A 14,956-nucleotide genomic window follows, 5' to 3' on the forward strand; every position below is an offset into this window, starting at 1 on the left:
GGTCAGGCAGCATGGTCGAGATTTTCACGGTCGGCGGCGGCGAGTATATCGTCAATGTCCTCAACGCCGTTGCCGCCTGGACCGGTGCGGGCGGCTACAAGAGCCTGATCCAAGTCGCGCTGGTGATGGGCATGGTGCTCGCGGTCATAGTGGTCGCGTTCAACCAGGACTGGCGTGCCTGGCTCAACTGGTTCCTCGGTGCGACGCTCATCTACATGTGCCTGATGGTGCCGCGCATGGACGTCCATGTGACAGACCGGGTCAATCCCAGCCTTGCACCAGCAACGGTGGCCAATGTCCCGCTCGGGCTGGCCCTTATGGCGAGCTTCACCAGCCAGGCGGGAGACTATCTGACCCGCTCGGCCGAGCTCGTCTTCGGCCTGCCGGACGACCTCAACTACTCGAAGAACGGCATGATCTATGGCGCGCGGCTGCTTGAATCGACGCGGAGCTTGCGCATTTCCGATCCGGAGTTCGCTGCGAACTTCGATGAGCATGTCCGGCAATGCGTGTTCTACGATCTGCTTCTCGGCCGCTACTCGATGAAGGAGCTGTCCGAGAGCGATGACATCTGGACGACGATCGCACCGGGCAGCGCGGCGCGCGCGCAGAAATTCCTGACCCGGCAGGCCGACGACAGCGTGACGGCCTCGATCATCACTTGCCGCGAAGCCTACACCGCGCTGTCGGGGCAATGGGCGAGCCTCATTGACGAGATGACGCTTGTCGCAGGGCGTCAGCTTTATCCGCGCCAGACCGAAGCACTCGCCAAGGCCAAGCTCATGGCCGATCTCCCGATTGCCTATCAGTATCTCACCGGCATCTCGCGCAGCGCGAGCGACATTTTCCGCCAGGTGCTTACGATCAATGCCATGAACCAGGCCATGCACGGCTTTGCAGGTGCGAGCGGAACGGGCAGTATCGACGTCTTTGCGCAGACCCGGGCCGATATTCAGACCGAGCGGACCTATTCCTCGATCGCGCACAACGCGATGAAATGGGTCCCGATCCTCAATGTCGTGCTGACGGTAGTGTTCTACGCGCTGTTCCCTGTCCTGTTTCCGCTGTTCCTGATGCCGCGGACCGGACCCATTGCATTGAGAGGTTACGTCACCGGCTTCTTCTACCTTGCGGCGTGGGGACCGCTCTTCGTCATCCTGCACATGATCCTGATGTTCAAAGGCGCAGGCGATGTCGCCGCCGCTGGCGGCAGCACCGGCCTCAGCCTCGCGACCTTTGCCGGCATGAGCGACGTCAACAGCGATATCGGCATCCTGGCGGGCTATCTTGTCGCCTCGATCCCGTTCCTTGCCGGCGGGGTGGCGCGTGGTGCGCTGGCGATTTCGGGCCAGGCAACGAGCTATCTCAACCCGAGTCAGAACGCAGCCGAGGAAGCCTCGCGCGAGGCGAGCACCGGCAATGTCTCGCTTGGCAATTCGAACATCGACAATTCGACGGTGTTTTCCCGCCAGTTTGCCCAAGGCAATCTTGCTCCCAACATTGCCTATGGCGCCACGCAGACGCGTGGTTTCAGCGACAGCGGTACGCAGACTACCAGCTTCCCCGATGGAGAGTTCGCTGCTGTCCCGAATTCAAGCTATCCGTTCACACCGACTCTCGGGCAGGACTTCACCGGCCGCCTCGGAACGATGGCGAGCCAGAGCCGGACGCAGAGCGAGACCTATGCCAACCTCGCTCAGCAATCGACGAGCTCTGCGCTCACCCGGTTCAGCGAGATTCGCGACGCCTACAGCCAGGGTCAGAGCTCCGATACGGTTAGCGGCGTTGGTACGAACGACAGCATCGGCACGGCATTCAGCGAAGTCGACAATGCCTCGAGGACGCTCCAGCAGCAGTTCGGCCTTTCCCGGCGCGCCTCCGACGACATTACCGTGTCTTGGTTCTTGAATGGGGACGCTGGAATTGGTCTGAAGGGAGAAAGGGGGCCGGTACAGGCGTCTGCTGGTTTGCGGGGTGGTCGCAATCAGACTTGGACGGATAGCGATATCGGGATCGCCTCGGAAGATCGCGGCAGGATCATGGGTACGCTGCGGCAGCTTTCGGATAGCCGCAACTGGTCGAATACGCGTGAAGGCTTTCTGCGCGAGACGAGCTCAAGCTCGGTATCACAGGTATCGACCAGCTCGTCGGGTCTCGGTCGATCGCTGACCGAAGCCGATAGCTATACACGAGAGGCGCGTCGGGCCGAAGAGATGGCCAGTCGCCTCGAGAATCAGGCCAGCTGGTACGAGGCCAACAGCGCCGCAGGCACGCTGAACTTGAGCCAGGCCTATCGCGAATGGGGCATGGCCGAGATGGAAGCCAATCGCGACTATTACGGGCCGGTGCGCTTCGACGACATCGAGTTTCAGATGAGCGCGCGCGGCCAGCAGCTGCAATCTCGGTTTGTCGAAAGCTATGCTGATCGGCTGCAGGACGACATCGAAGCCGACCTTTCATTGCCGGACTTCGCTCCTGTCAGCCGCCCCGGGATCGGGAGTGCTGGGCAGGTGCGAGCTAGGGGAGCTGTAGGTTCTGCGGGTGGTCCCTCACTGCCCAATGCTCCTGATCGGTCTGACATCACGGATGAGGTCGAGCGGGTTCGCCAGCAGGGTCGTGGAAGGATTGGTACCGTTCGAGGTTACCTGGACCGCCAAACGCAGGGCGCCACGGGCGCAAGCGAGGAAGCTGCCGACGACGTAAAGGAATGGTAGGTGGTCAAAGCACCAAGTCGTAGATCACCACATAGATGATGAATGCTATGAGAAGGATCGCGAATGCAATGAAGCCAACCCGCCCCCATGGGTCGGCCCAGGCCTTCTTCCATGAGTAGGACGTGAGGCGATTTTCGGAGATGGCGCGGTCGATCTCTCGTAGGCCCTTCCAGTCACTCTTGTCGTTGTGACCTTTCTCGTCTTTCATTTTCATCACTCCGACCTACATAAAGTAGCAATTTTGATGCATTATCGGTGATAAGCAAATTTAGGTCTCGATATTGACACATTAAGTGCCTTCATGTAAAGACGCAAAATCGCTACACAACGCTCCATATTGGAGATAATGTCTCGATAATGCCACATTATGACTCACCAGATCTGCGCCCTCTCTCGGTACTGCTATCCGACCTCGGGAAGCAGATCGAAGCATATCGCATATCACGCAATCTCAAGCAGGCCGAGCTTGCGGAAATGGCTGGCATCTCGCGTTCAACGCTCGCCCGCCTGGAAGCCGGCAATGGCGGGACCATCGATAGCCTTGCCAGGATCATGCGTGCGCTTGAAATTGAAGACCGCCTTCTGGATGTCATGCCGGACGCCAAGCTGAGCCCGCTCGATCCCCGGTCCGACACCGGCAAGGCGCGGCAAAGGGTGCGCAAGTCTTCTGAAGGTGAGGCTGGCGAGGAATGGAGCTGGGGTAACGAGGCCCCATGACGCGTGCCGTAGTCAATCTCTGGGGCCGTCAGATCGGCGCCGTCCTGTGGGATGAGGATCGCGATGTCGGGGTTTTCGAATACACTCCGGAATTCAGCCGCAGCGGTATCGAAGTCGCCCCGCTCACAATGCCCCTGCGAAGTGGCGTCTACGACTTTCCCGCGCTGAATTACGAGACCTTCAAAGGGCTTCCGGGCATGCTGGCCGACAGCCTACCCGACAAGTTTGGTAACGCCCTGATCAACCGTTGGCTTGCCGAGCAGGGCCGCACAGCCGACAGCTTCGATCCGGTCGAGCGCCTTTGCTATACCGGTCGCCGAGGCATGGGCGCGCTCGAATTCGAGCCCGCTACCGGTGAGCGCCGTGAACAGGGCCGGCCGGTCGATATCGCTCCGCTTGTCGAGCTCGCCAACAGGGTCATTGCCGCGCGTGAAGAACTGGCCGGTGTGCTCAAGGGTGAAGATGATCATCGTGCACTTCAAGAGATCTTGCGCGTCGGCACCTCTGCTGGTGGCGCCCGGGCCAAGGCCGTCCTCGCCTGGAATGAGGAGACCGGAGAATTCCATTCAGGGCAGCTGACTGCAGGGCCCGGCTACACGCAATGGCTGGTCAAGTTCGACGGCGTGTCGGGCAATGCTGACAAGGAACTTGCCGACCCGATGGGCTTCGGCCGGCTTGAGTACGCCTGCTATCTGCTAGCCCGAGAGGCTGGCATCGACATGGCTCGCTCTCGCCTGCACGAAGAAGGTGGGCGGGCGCATTTCATGACCCAGCGCTTCGACCGCACGCCTGACGGCAAGAAGCTCCACATGCAGTCGCTTTGCGCGATGCGCCATTTCGATTTCAACCTCGCTCGGGCCTATAGCTACGAGCAGGCGATCGAGACCATCCGCATGCTCGGTCTCGGACGCGAAGCGATCAAGGAGCAGGTGCGCCGCGCGCTGCTCAATGTCTTCATTCGCAACCAGGACGACCACACCAAGAACATCGCCTTCCTCATGGATAGCTCGGGTCACTGGAGCCTCTCGCCCGCATTCGATGTCGTCTACGCCTACAATCCTGACGGGGACTGGACCAACGAGCACCAGATGTCTCTGGCCGGCAAAACGGACGGTTTCGAGTTCGACGATCTTCTAGAATTCGGGAAATTTGCCGATCTCAAGACAGCCGAAATCAAATCCATCGCCTCAGACATTCGTTCAGCCCTCGCGAAGTGGAGCGAGTTGACGCGAACTGCCGGTGTTCCCCCAAAAATGGCACTCAAGGCTCAGAACGGCTTCCGCGACATTCCTCTGAGATGAGCTGATCCTGCCCCGAATGGTTTGCGCGCCTAAAGCAAAGCGGTTGAACCAAAGCGCTTTCCAAGGAAGGCCTGCACTTCGCTCATGGGCATTTCCGGTGAAGAGTTGCCACTCCGAACGTACAGCTTTTCGGATTTTAACCCGTTCTTGTCTGCAACGCTGATGACCACCGCAGCATCGGCTGGCCTAACATCAATCTGACAAATTTCGCTGCCCTCCACTTCGGGGAATGCAATCTTCAGTTTCGAAGCGGTGAAATTTTGCCCGAATGCATCGGCAAAAAGGTTGCGCAGGTGAATTTCAAACCGGTCTTTGTCAGCATCGCCCAGCGACGCATAATCATGATCCAGACCGACTGCTTCACCGACATCGGAAACGCCGATGAGCAGTGTGCCGCCACCATAACTATTGGCAAATGCGGCAATAGTTTTGACAACGACCTGCTCGAGACCCTTGTTGACCTTGGCTTCCTTGATATCCCAACGCAAAGTTTGCTTGAACTCCAACTCTTCGCTTTCACCCTCGGCAATCATCTCAGCCAGTGTGATGGGTGCCTCCGCCTCTTTGGTTTCGGTGATCGAGCTCAAGAACCCATTCAATGCATTCGCCAGCATCGTTCGCCTAGCGTGGAGAAAGCTCTCGTAATTCTCGATTTTCCAGAGCTCTGGATCTGAAGGGATGCATTGCTTGGCTAGCGCATCCGGATTCTTATCGTCGATTTCTGCAAGATAATCTTCTGCGTTCGTAGCACTCTTCGCCCGATTGGCGATCTGTGTGAGAATGGCGCGATTGGTGATCTCTTGTGCGAGAGAATACTTCAAACGGTTCTCTTTGCCGTACCCAGCGTCGCGCAGTTTCGAGAACGGGAAAATGTGATCGTTTTCGAGCTGATACTTCTTTCCCATGGGTTGAGCCAATTTGACTCCTGTCGTCAGACAAGTTGCGCCCTGACTCTTGAAGTACCATCGCATCATCGGAAATAGGGGATGCGATATCGCGCGCCCAACGAACTCGTCGGCGACAATCTCTAGGGGCCGTTCGTCCTTTATGACCTGCAGCAGCTCATCGAATGGTTGATCGGATTCCTTGATCACGCGGAGATCTCGATCGAGCTTCTGGGGCAGCTGAGAGATGTAGCGATAGCGGATCTGGGAATAGTAGAACCACTTGACCAGCTTCTTAATCTGCATCTCCGAGAGATGGCTATCCTGTTGATAGCAATAAGCAATAATCGGTATCAGTGCATACACCGAGTTGATTTCGTCCGTATGATCGACGAATGCATGGGACTGCATGATATTGGCAACGTAATCGAGAGTTTGCTCTTCGAGCTTCTTCCAAGCCGCCCGGATGGGCGCATCATTGGCCTGGTCATGCAGAAGTCGCATATTCGAACCGGAATGGTGCAAACAGGCGAGCAGGGCGTAGACGACAAAATCAAGTTTGAAGACGTAACCCCTGCCTTCGAGTTCGGTCAATTTTGCCTTGAACGTGTCACGCGCCTGAGGCCAATAACCTGAAATCTGGGCTAGAGCCAATTCGGCCTCGGTCAACGAGACGCCGCTCGCATTGACCTTATAGAAGATGTCGATCGCTTCGCGAATTGTCGCCTTCACCGGTATCGTTTGCTCGGGGAACTCCCGGTCAAGGATGTTCTCGATGGATTTCACGTTGTCGTCGATCAGATCGTCGCGTTCGCGGGACACCTCTTCGCCCTTGTCTTCCAAAGCGCGGACGACATCCTTAGCTCGGATCTTGCGCTGAAAAATATCGGTCAGATTCTGCCAGCGCGGGTCGTTCTCCATCTTGAGCTTCTTGTAGTACTCCAGCTCTCTGGTCTCGACATTCACATAAAGGCCGCGCGTGTCGTTGAGAATTTCCGGAGCAGTATAGTAGGGTGGCAAACCACCGCGAATGAGCATGTACAAGGTTGTCAGCCGCTGCTGCCCGTCCAGAAGGATCCTTACAGCGCCCTGCTTCTCATCGTATTTGTGAGGCCCCTTCAATTCGGGAGGGTTGTTGGTCTCCCAGGTCAGCATCGTCCCCGTTGGATATTCCTTGATAAGGGAGTCTACCAACTGCTTCGCATCGTCGCGCTTCCAAACGTACTCGCGTTGGAAGGCCGGCACAAAGAGCTGCTTCTCGTCGATTTTGTCTAGGGCCTGAGAAATCTTCATCTAGTGTTCCTAAATTCCCAACACACTGTATTTCTTATCAGGCTCCAACTGCCTGACCATCCGGACGTTTTATTCAGAGCTTTTGTGCGGTTCATGCACCATCGAGGTCTCCAAGATCGATGTCTCTGCCCTCTTTGATCAGATCGTAAATAAGGTTGGTAAGGATACCTAGGCCCTGCCTGTCCTCTTTGAGGAGATGCGTGGCCAGAGCATTGTTTGAGCCCATCGCACGCACCACCGCTCCTTGAACCGCTCCTGGAAGGCTTCCTTTCAAAGCCTGCTCTTTGGAGTTTTCCTTGACCTGGGCCCTCACGATACTGTTTTCGCGAGTGATCGACGCGATTTGGTTCACGAAGCTCGCTTGATCCTTGATCGGAGCAGCTTCGCCAAAGATACCGTTCAGTCGTTCGATAAGCTCTTGAAGGTAGACAGGAAGTTTCCCTGGCGATTTCGATCCACCGGCTCCCACGGGCTTTAAATTCGGATCGGGATCATCTCCGCTTTCGCTTTGTGCATCATTCTTTTTGATGTCGTAGCCCGTTAGGGAAATACCTCTTAAGTCGACGTGCTCAGGGGGAACGCCATTAAGGCGGTTTGCGAGAAGTTTTGTGAAAGCCGCAAAATTCTCCACGCTGGGATCCCCGAGGTCCAGCAGTTGAGCAATGTACGTGTATGTTCTGGAGATTCTCGACAGGCCCGATTTGAACTCCAGCAAGCTGCCAATGCCTTCTTCTACTTGCACCCTTTCATGCTCGGCTTTCTTCGCGGCGGCATCATCTCCCGCTTCGGTTGCCTTCTGAAATTCAGATTCGCACCGCTCGGCTTCCTCACGCAGCATTTTGAGGCGAGCGTTAAACCTGTCGGTTGGCCTTTGGGTGGCCGCAAACATCGCCTTATGGTGATCTTCTTTTCCGGTGTCGAAAGTCTTGGCCGTTTCGAAGCGAGCTATCTTGAAGGCTTCGATGTCTTGATCCGAGTAAAGACCCTGCGCGTCGAGTGCGTCCTTCAAATCGTAGATTACGTTGGGATCTTGAACTTCGGTGATTTGCGCGCCTGAATCGTATTTCTTGAAGGCCGCTCGGATTGCTTCTGGGTCGTTCACGAAGTCTACAACGAAGGTCTCTTCTTTTCCTGGGAATGTGCGATTGAGGCGCGACAGCGTTTGAACGATCTCAACTTCGTTCGCGATCTTCTTGTCGACATACATGGCGACAAGCTTCGGCTGATCGAAACCCGTCTGAAATTTGTTGGCCACCAACATGACCCTGAATTCTGGACGATCAAATGCGATTCGAAGGTCTTTGACCTGAACGCCCGTGTTCATGTTGCTTTCGGTGAATTCCGCATCCTCGTCACATATGAACAGCTCACCAGCAATTTGTGCATCGTCGGAATGCATGACATCCTTGCCGCTGAGCTTCCCCGAGAAAGCGATGAGCGCGCGAACGTCTTTGTATTGAGGATTGGCCGCGACAAAGGCATCGAAAGATTTCTTGTAGCGAACAGCTGCTGCACGCGAGCTCGTCACCACCATTGCCTTCGCTTTTCCATCAAGGAGAGGTGATACGTTGTGCCGGAAGTGCTCCATGATGAACTGCACCTTTTGGGTGACGTTCGTGGGATGCAGGCTCATCCATTTGGCGAGCGCCCGTTTGGCTGCCTTGCCGTCCACGCGCTTCTTGTCTTCTAGTTCTTTCCCCAGATTGAAGGCCGTCTTGTACGATACATAGCCCTTTAGCACGTCGAGGATGAAACCCTCATCGATGGCTTGGCGCATCTCGTATTTATGGAAGGCACGCGGCAGGTTATCTGGGGCCGCCGGTCGCGATGGGTCTTCCGGCCGTCCGAACAGCATCAAGGTCGAGTGCTTTGGCGTCGCAGTAAACGCGAAATGGGACAAGTTTTTCGGGCGGGCGCGGCTTTTCTGGATCTCGGTCAAAAGCTCTTCGACCGTCATATTTGCGGTGTCTTTTGCCGACGAGAGTGCGAGGGTCGCTTGCAGCTTCGAGGCTGTGCTGCCGGTTTGCGAGGTATGCGCCTCATCGATGATCACGGCAAAGCTGCGGTCCTTCAACGATGTTTCCGTCAGGATCGCTTCCATCGCATGCGGGAAGGTTTGGAGAGTCACGACAATAATCGGGACGCCCTTCAGCATGGCTTCCGTCAGCTGCGCGGTCTTCGTCTTGGAGCTTGTCTCTCGATCAATCGCAGCGATCATGCCCTTGCGGTGGTCGATCTGCTGGACGGCGTCTTGTAGCTGGCCATCCAGCACAGTCCGGTCTGTCACGATGACCACCGTGTCAAAGACTGCCTTGCCGTCGTCATGGCGCAGTTTGGTCAGGTCATGCGCTGTCCAGGCTATCGTAGATGTCTTGCCCGAACCTGCACTGTGTTCGCAGAGGTAAGCTTGGCCAGGTCCCTTCTCCTTGGCATCTGCGATCATCTTGTTGACCGCGTCATGCTGGTGGAAGCGCGGGAAGATGAGCGTCTCCTTGACGGACCAATTGCCCTTCAGGTCCACCACATCCTTCTTCTCGACATAGACGAAGCTATGGAAGATCCGGAGGAAGGCATTTGGCTGGCAAATCTCTTCCCAGAAATAGGCGACAGGGTATTCGCCGTCATCTCGAGGGGGATTGCCACCTTTGCCGTCATGGCCGCGGTTGAAGGGCAGAAAATAGGTATTCTCTCCCGCCAGCTTCGTGGCCATCCAAATCTCACTATCGGACATCGCGAAATGCACGATGGCACCGCGCTTGAATGTGAGCAGCGGGTGCTTGCGCCCGGTGGCGGGGTCTTCGGGCAGGCGGTCGCGCTTATATTGCTCGCGCGCGCTTTCGGCGGACTGGGTGAAATCAGTCTTGAGTTCGACGGTCGCAACGGGCAGCCCGTTGATGAATAGCCCTAGATCGATCGCAAGCTCGCGACCGGGATGGTACTTCAGCTGCGGCACCACACGCAGTCGGTTGGCGGCATAGCGTTCGAGGATTGTCTCGTTGCGCTGGTCCTCGGGTGCAGCCTCGGACATGTCGATCTGCCCGCAGCCCGCAATGGAAAAGCCACGACGCAGAACCTGGATGGTACCGTGTTTTGCCAAAGCCGCATCAAGACGGGAGAGCAGCGTTTCGCCGGCGCGCTTGCCATTGAGGGCGACGAGCTTGTCCCATTTGGAGCCTTGGGTCTGTTTAATCCAGGCCTCCACATCCTCGGTGTAGACGGCGGTATCCTGATTAAAGCCTTTGGTGTCGCCGAGCAGCCAACCCTGTTCCGTCAGTTTTTTTACGACATAAGCTTCCAGGTGTTTTTCGTGGTGCAAATCGCTCATGCTGCGGCCTTCACATCAATCTTGCCGGTCACCGCCGCCGTAATGAGCGCCGCGCGTTTTTCTTTCAAAAGGGCGATGGAGCGCTCTGTTTTCTCTAACAAGTCGTCGATGCGATCTGTCTCGTGTTCGATGTTATCTGCAATTCTGCTCTGCTCTGCCATCGGGATTCGAGGCAACCGGACCTTCTTGAAATGACTGAAGTTCATATCCTGTCCGTCACGAATGAAGCTGGTCGTAAGGCGAAGGGCCTGAATGTAGAGGCTTGATTTCAAGAGGTATCCGAAAAAGCGGCCATCGACCTCTGGGCCGCTTTTCAGCACAGAATACGAAGACCGGACACTTCCGACACCACGCGCTCTTTCAAGCCCACCATCCATGCTGCGCATGCTGATGACAAAATCGCCAACTTCAACGTGCTTCCGTTTATCCAGGTTCGTTTGAGCCATTGTGACTTGGCGCTGTTCTAGAGCTTCAAAATCGGCCAACGGGATAACTCCGTATTTCTGTGTGGCCGACATCAGTTGATCGCCTTCATGGGCGCGCTCTTTACTTTCTTTGAACAGGACGTTTGGAGGAATTGTCTCCCAGTGCACTGGAATATCGCCAAGCCAATCGACCCCCGAAGGTTTCATTTCGACGGTTCGATCAATACCCTTGGTCACGGCATGATCAATGACGGCCGCACGCTTTTCTCTAAGCAGCGCAATGAAGCGCGTCTTTTTCTTAATCAACTCATCAATTCGGCGGGTCTCACCGTCGAGATAATCAGCAATGACAGATTGCTTGGCAACATCCTCTATAACAATGCGATGATTGAGGACAGCTTCTGCACTAACCCGCTTCAAGCCACCCGAGCCAGTCATACTTATGATACCCTCGGTCCTAAATTGGTCGGATGAGAGCAAGTACATCAAGAATCGCGGCGAAATTTTCTCCTGTTTCGGCCTCATCACGTGGACTTCTGAGGTTGCGTAACCAATGCCGCCCGTCAGGTCGTGGGCGAGGCACTTCTTCCCATTCTCGAAGCAAGGTGTGACCTTCGCCAAGAGCACGTCCCCGTTGGAAAATAGGTTGTAGCTTCCCGCCTTTAGTTCAGCGAGCGGGGCGGTTTTCGAAGTATCTAGGCCACCCAAACCATCCTGTATTGCCTCCATGGGCGCGAAGGTTACAGGTGAATCGGGTGGCAAACGGTTGATATTCGTGGGTGGTGATAAAGTGATCGCGAATTTGAGGCGCATCATTCGGTCACTTCATTCAAAACTTTGGCAATAGACGCTTCAATGGCCTTTAGCTCCACGTCGATCTCATCCAGATCACGCGGGGGTACATATTCGTAGAAATAGCGATTGAAGTTTATCTCATAGCCAACAATCCCGATGTCGCCATCGGATTCGTCGACGTAGGCCTCGTCGATATAGGCATCATGGGCGTGGGGCGTTACCTCGGTTTCGAGGTAGTCATGGATATCGGTACCCATGGGCACGTTTTCGTAATCGGTCAGCTCATCGTCGGGGATCAGGTTCCCCTTCTTATCTTTCACTGGGTCAAGATCTTCATCCCGTACGGCAAACGCTTTTTGAAAGGCCTTGATTAGCGCCATGTCAGCTTTTCCCAGCTTAGCGTCCTTTTTCGCGGCAGCTTTGGAAAAGCTTTCGATCCAGTGCCAATCATGATCGACGCCCGTGTGCTTCGACAACACGGCGCGCCAGCGTTCCCGCTGATCGTCGGTGCGCTTTTCCCAAGCCTTGTGTTCTCCCAGCGCCTCTAACCCTGTGTCTGACACGACGATCTTGTGGCGCAAGGGGCGCAGCACCCTAATTCTGCGATAGCCAAAGTCCTCTGCGCCGACGATTAGGCTTTTTTTCGTCGGTTCGAAGTCGGCGTAGAGTTGCACAATATCGCGGATTTGATCGTCCCCGATTTTGCGCCGTTTGTTGCCCTCACTCTTGCGCAGCGGCTCAAACATCCCTGTCGCGTCGATCAGCTGAACCTTACCCTGCCGCTCCTCTGACTTGCGGTTGGAGAGAACCCAGATGTAAGTGCCGATCCCCGTGCGGAAGAAGATCTCGGTCGGCAGGGCAATGATTGCCTCAACCACGTCTTGGTAAAGAAGATGACGGCGGATTTCGGATTCACCCTGACCGGCGCTGCCGTTAAAAAGGGGAGAGCCCGACAACACGATCGCCGCCCGCCCACCGCCCTTCTCAGGGTCTTCGAGTTTGCTGAGCAGGTGCAACAGGAACAGCATCGAGCCATCGCTGACACGCGGCAGCTTGGGGCCGAAACGACCCTCGAATTTCTGGTCGCGGTGTTCGCGCAAGACTTCGGCTTGGTCCATTTCCCATTTCTTGCCGAACGGCGGATTAGAGACGCAGTAGTGGAATTTCTCATGGCGGAATTTGTCGGCTGAGAGCGTACTGCCAAGCTTGATGTTCTGGGACAGGTCGCGACCGGGGTCGGACTTGAGAGTCTTCAGAAGCATGCTCGCTAGACAGACAGCGTGAGTTTCGGATTCTAATTCCTGGCCATAGGGCACAAGGGTCGGGGCGGTGCCATAGCGATCCTGCAGTGACTGCACGTGCTCCATGCCGTCGGAGATAAAGCCGCCGGTGCCGATTGTTGGGTCATAGAGCGTGCGGATGATGCCGGGGTTGTCGATAAACATTTGATCATCCGGTTCGAGCAAAAGCTCGATGCCCAAGTGAACAACGTCGCGGGGCGTCATGAAATCCTCGGCCGCCTCGTTCACCTCGGCCCCGAACCGGCGGATCAGGTGTTCATAGACATTGGACATGGTCCGCTCTGGAACGGCGTCGGGATGCAGGTCGATGGCAGCGAAGTTCTGGCAGATCTTGTAGAGAACGCCCTTCTTGTCCATCTGACTGATTGTATTGATGAAATCAAATTGCTCGAAGATTACCCGCGCGTTGCCGGAGAACTTCGCGATATAGTCTTCAAGGTTCTGACGTGTGCGGCCAGCCCCCAATGTTTCGAGGCTGTAGCTTGATGTGTTGTAGAACGGGTAGCCAGTTGCCTGACGGAGGATGACGTCGACATCGAGACCGTTTTCGATGGCCATTTTGTGCATCTTGGCGGCTTCTTCCCGAGTGGGCTCGAGAACACATTCCAGGCGTCGAAGAAGAGTGAAGGGAAGAATGATCTTGCCGAAATCGACGTGCTTGAAGTTACCCCAAAGATCATCCGCATTCTTCCAAATGAAGTCAGCGAGTGACGTGTGGGTGTTGTTGGCTTTTGCCGTGGTTGATGTTTGTGTGTTCAATGCTCAGTGAAGTGGTCCCGCCTTCTTGGACAGTTTGGCGGCTGAGTTAAGCTAATCCCGGTTGTCGTTCATGCCGCCTGTTTGATCATCAGGTCATGGGGGGCATGCCCCCCATGACCTGATTGCCCGATGCGCCGATAGGCCTCGACCGGGGTTCTCCCGGCTAGTCCCGAGTGCGGACGCTGGGTGTTGTAATAGGTGATCCACCGGCCAAGGCCAGCCCGCAGCTCCGAGCCGGTCTCGAAGGCGTGGAGATAAACGCACTCGTACTTCAGGGATCGCCAGAGGCGTTCGATGAAGACGTTGTCCATCCACCGGCCCCGGCCATCCATGCTGATGCGGACCTCGGCGTCACGCAGCACGCTGGTGAAGGCGTAGCTGGTGAACTGGCTGCCCTGGTCCGTGTTGAAGATTTCTGGCTTGCCGAACCGGGCCAACGCCTCTTCCAGCGCCGCGACACAGAAGCCGGCGTCCATCGTGTTCGACAGCCGCCAGGCGAGCACCTTGCGGGTCGCCCAGTCCATGATTGCTACCAGATAGAGGAAGCCACGGCGCATCGGGATGTACGTCACGTCGGCGCACCACACGTGATTGGGCCGTTCAATCGCCAGCTTGCGCAGTAGATACGGATAGACCCGGTGCTGCGGGTGCGGATCGCTCGTGCGGGGCCGCTGGTAGATCGGCGTCAGCCCCATCTTCGCCATCAGGCGACGCACCCGACGGCGACCGACCTCGTGCCCGGCACGCCGCAGGTGCCGCGCCATCTGGCGGCTGCCGTACCACGGGCAGTCCAGGAACGTCGCGTCGATCACCGTCATCAGCGCCAGCGTCTCGTCCGTTTCCGGCACCGGTGCGTAGTAATACGACGAGCGGCTGATGCGCAGCAGGCGGCACTGCGCCGTAATCGACAGGCGGTGGTGAGCAGATTCGACCATCGCCCGCCTCCGGTCCACGCTCATCGACCGAAGGCTTTCGCTAAAAAATCCCGCTCGACGACCAATTGCCCGATCTTGGCATGCAGCTTTTCCACCTCGCTCTCGCTGACGGCCTTGGCCACATCGCCAGCCCCGGAGAACGTGCCTGCCATGCCCTCGATGGCCTGCCGCTTCCACGACGCGATCATCGTGTGGTGCACGCCATGCTTGGCTGCCAGCTCCGCCAGCGTCAGATCGCCCCGGATCGCTTCCAGCGCGACCTTGGCCTTAAAATCAGCGCTGTAGCGCTTCCTCGTCGTCTTCATTCCCGTACCAATCCATCAGGTCGGGAGTAGCTTAACACCCTGTCCAGAAAACCGGCACCACCTCACAGGTCTCGTTCTGATTGGTTCTTACACGCGAGCGCTCGCGGACTGACAGACAAAATCAAATACATCCTTGCCGTAGCTCGCAGCCGTCCGATCCGCCCCACTGCCCTGGTGGGCTTCAAGATTAAAGGCGTCGCGC

Annotated in this window: 9 protein-coding genes; 3 read left to right on the forward strand and 6 right to left on the reverse strand. The window is 56.5% G+C overall.

What is annotated here, in order from left to right; all coding sequences use genetic code 11:
* Nucleotides 1-11: 11 nt before the first annotated feature.
* The gene (locus tag JI59_RS07145) at nt 12-2,714 is read left to right on the forward strand and encodes a conjugal transfer protein TraG N-terminal domain-containing protein (protein ID WP_007013447.1); all 2,703 of its coding nucleotides are present in this window, start codon (nt 12-14) and stop codon (nt 2,712-2,714) included.
* A 4-nt stretch (nt 2,715-2,718) separates the two neighbouring features.
* On the opposite strand, the gene JI59_RS07150 is transcribed toward JI59_RS07145, so the two are convergent.
* Nucleotides 2,719-2,928 carry a hypothetical protein gene (locus tag JI59_RS07150; RefSeq protein ID WP_038575730.1) on the reverse strand — a complete coding sequence of 70 codons (210 nt, stop codon included), beginning with the start codon at nt 2,926-2,928 and terminating at the stop codon, nt 2,719-2,721.
* Nucleotides 2,929-3,071: 143 nt separating this feature from the next.
* Between JI59_RS07150 and JI59_RS07155 the strand changes: the two genes are divergently transcribed.
* Together JI59_RS07155 and JI59_RS07160 are read left to right on the forward strand one after the other, a co-directional pair.
* A complete protein-coding gene (locus JI59_RS07155; protein ID WP_007013445.1) occupies nt 3,072-3,431 on the forward strand; it encodes a helix-turn-helix domain-containing protein in 360 nt (119 codons plus the stop codon).
* Nucleotides 3,428-4,732, forward strand: a complete 1,305-nt coding sequence (locus JI59_RS07160; RefSeq protein WP_007013444.1) for a type II toxin-antitoxin system HipA family toxin — start codon at nt 3,428-3,430, stop codon at nt 4,730-4,732. The genes JI59_RS07155 and JI59_RS07160 overlap by 4 nt, the downstream gene beginning before the upstream one ends.
* Nucleotides 4,733-4,761: 29 nt before the next feature.
* Here JI59_RS07160 and JI59_RS07165 read toward each other — a convergent pair whose 3' ends face one another.
* From JI59_RS07165 to JI59_RS07185, 5 genes are all read right to left on the reverse strand, one after another.
* Complete coding sequence (locus tag JI59_RS07165) at nt 4,762-6,909, reverse strand: GmrSD restriction endonuclease domain-containing protein (RefSeq protein WP_007013443.1); 2,148 nt, start codon at nt 6,907-6,909, stop codon at nt 4,762-4,764.
* Between the two features lie 91 nt (nt 6,910-7,000).
* Nucleotides 7,001-10,234: a type I restriction endonuclease subunit R gene (locus tag JI59_RS07170; RefSeq protein ID WP_007013442.1), complete on the reverse strand. Its 3,234-nt coding sequence runs from the start codon at nt 10,232-10,234 to the stop codon at nt 7,001-7,003.
* On the reverse strand, nt 10,231-11,475 hold the full coding sequence (locus JI59_RS27340; RefSeq protein ID WP_202946090.1) for a restriction endonuclease subunit S: 1,245 nt from the start codon (nt 11,473-11,475) through the stop codon (nt 10,231-10,233). Before JI59_RS27340 ends, JI59_RS07170 begins: the two co-directional genes overlap by 4 nt.
* A complete protein-coding gene (locus tag JI59_RS07180; protein ID WP_038575733.1) occupies nt 11,472-13,514 on the reverse strand; it encodes a type I restriction-modification system subunit M in 2,043 nt (680 codons plus the stop codon). The genes JI59_RS27340 and JI59_RS07180 overlap by 4 nt, the downstream gene beginning before the upstream one ends.
* Before the next feature lie 68 nt (nt 13,515-13,582).
* Nucleotides 13,583-14,754 (reverse strand): IS3 family transposase gene (locus JI59_RS07185; protein WP_138921382.1). Its coding sequence is split into 2 segments (ribosomal slippage): nt 13,583-14,490 and nt 14,490-14,754, totalling 1,173 coding nucleotides; the frame shifts between segments, so codons are not numbered across the junction.
* Between the last annotated feature and the right edge of the window lie 202 nt (nt 14,755-14,956).

The sequence above is a fragment of the Novosphingobium pentaromativorans US6-1 genome (assembly GCF_000767465.1).
Classification (GTDB): domain Bacteria; phylum Pseudomonadota; class Alphaproteobacteria; order Sphingomonadales; family Sphingomonadaceae; genus Novosphingobium; species Novosphingobium pentaromativorans.

What these genes read in the sequence shown, in the direction of transcription:
- JI59_RS07170 (WP_007013442.1), bottom strand. Translation starts at nt 10,234, where the DNA reads ATGAGCGATTTGCACCACGAAAAACACCTGGAAGCTTATGTCGTAAAA.
- JI59_RS07160 (WP_007013444.1), top strand. Translation starts at nt 3,428, where the DNA reads ATGACGCGTGCCGTAGTCAATCTCTGGGGCCGTCAGATCGGCGCCGTC.
- JI59_RS27340 (WP_202946090.1), bottom strand. Translation starts at nt 11,475, where the DNA reads ATGATGCGCCTCAAATTCGCGATCACTTTATCACCACCCACGAATATC.
- JI59_RS07165 (WP_007013443.1), bottom strand. Translation starts at nt 6,909, where the DNA reads ATGAAGATTTCTCAGGCCCTAGACAAAATCGACGAGAAGCAGCTCTTT.
- JI59_RS07145 (WP_007013447.1), top strand. Translation starts at nt 12, where the DNA reads ATGGTCGAGATTTTCACGGTCGGCGGCGGCGAGTATATCGTCAATGTC.
- JI59_RS07155 (WP_007013445.1), top strand. Translation starts at nt 3,072, where the DNA reads ATGCCACATTATGACTCACCAGATCTGCGCCCTCTCTCGGTACTGCTA.
- JI59_RS07150 (WP_038575730.1), bottom strand. Translation starts at nt 2,928, where the DNA reads ATGAAAATGAAAGACGAGAAAGGTCACAACGACAAGAGTGACTGGAAG.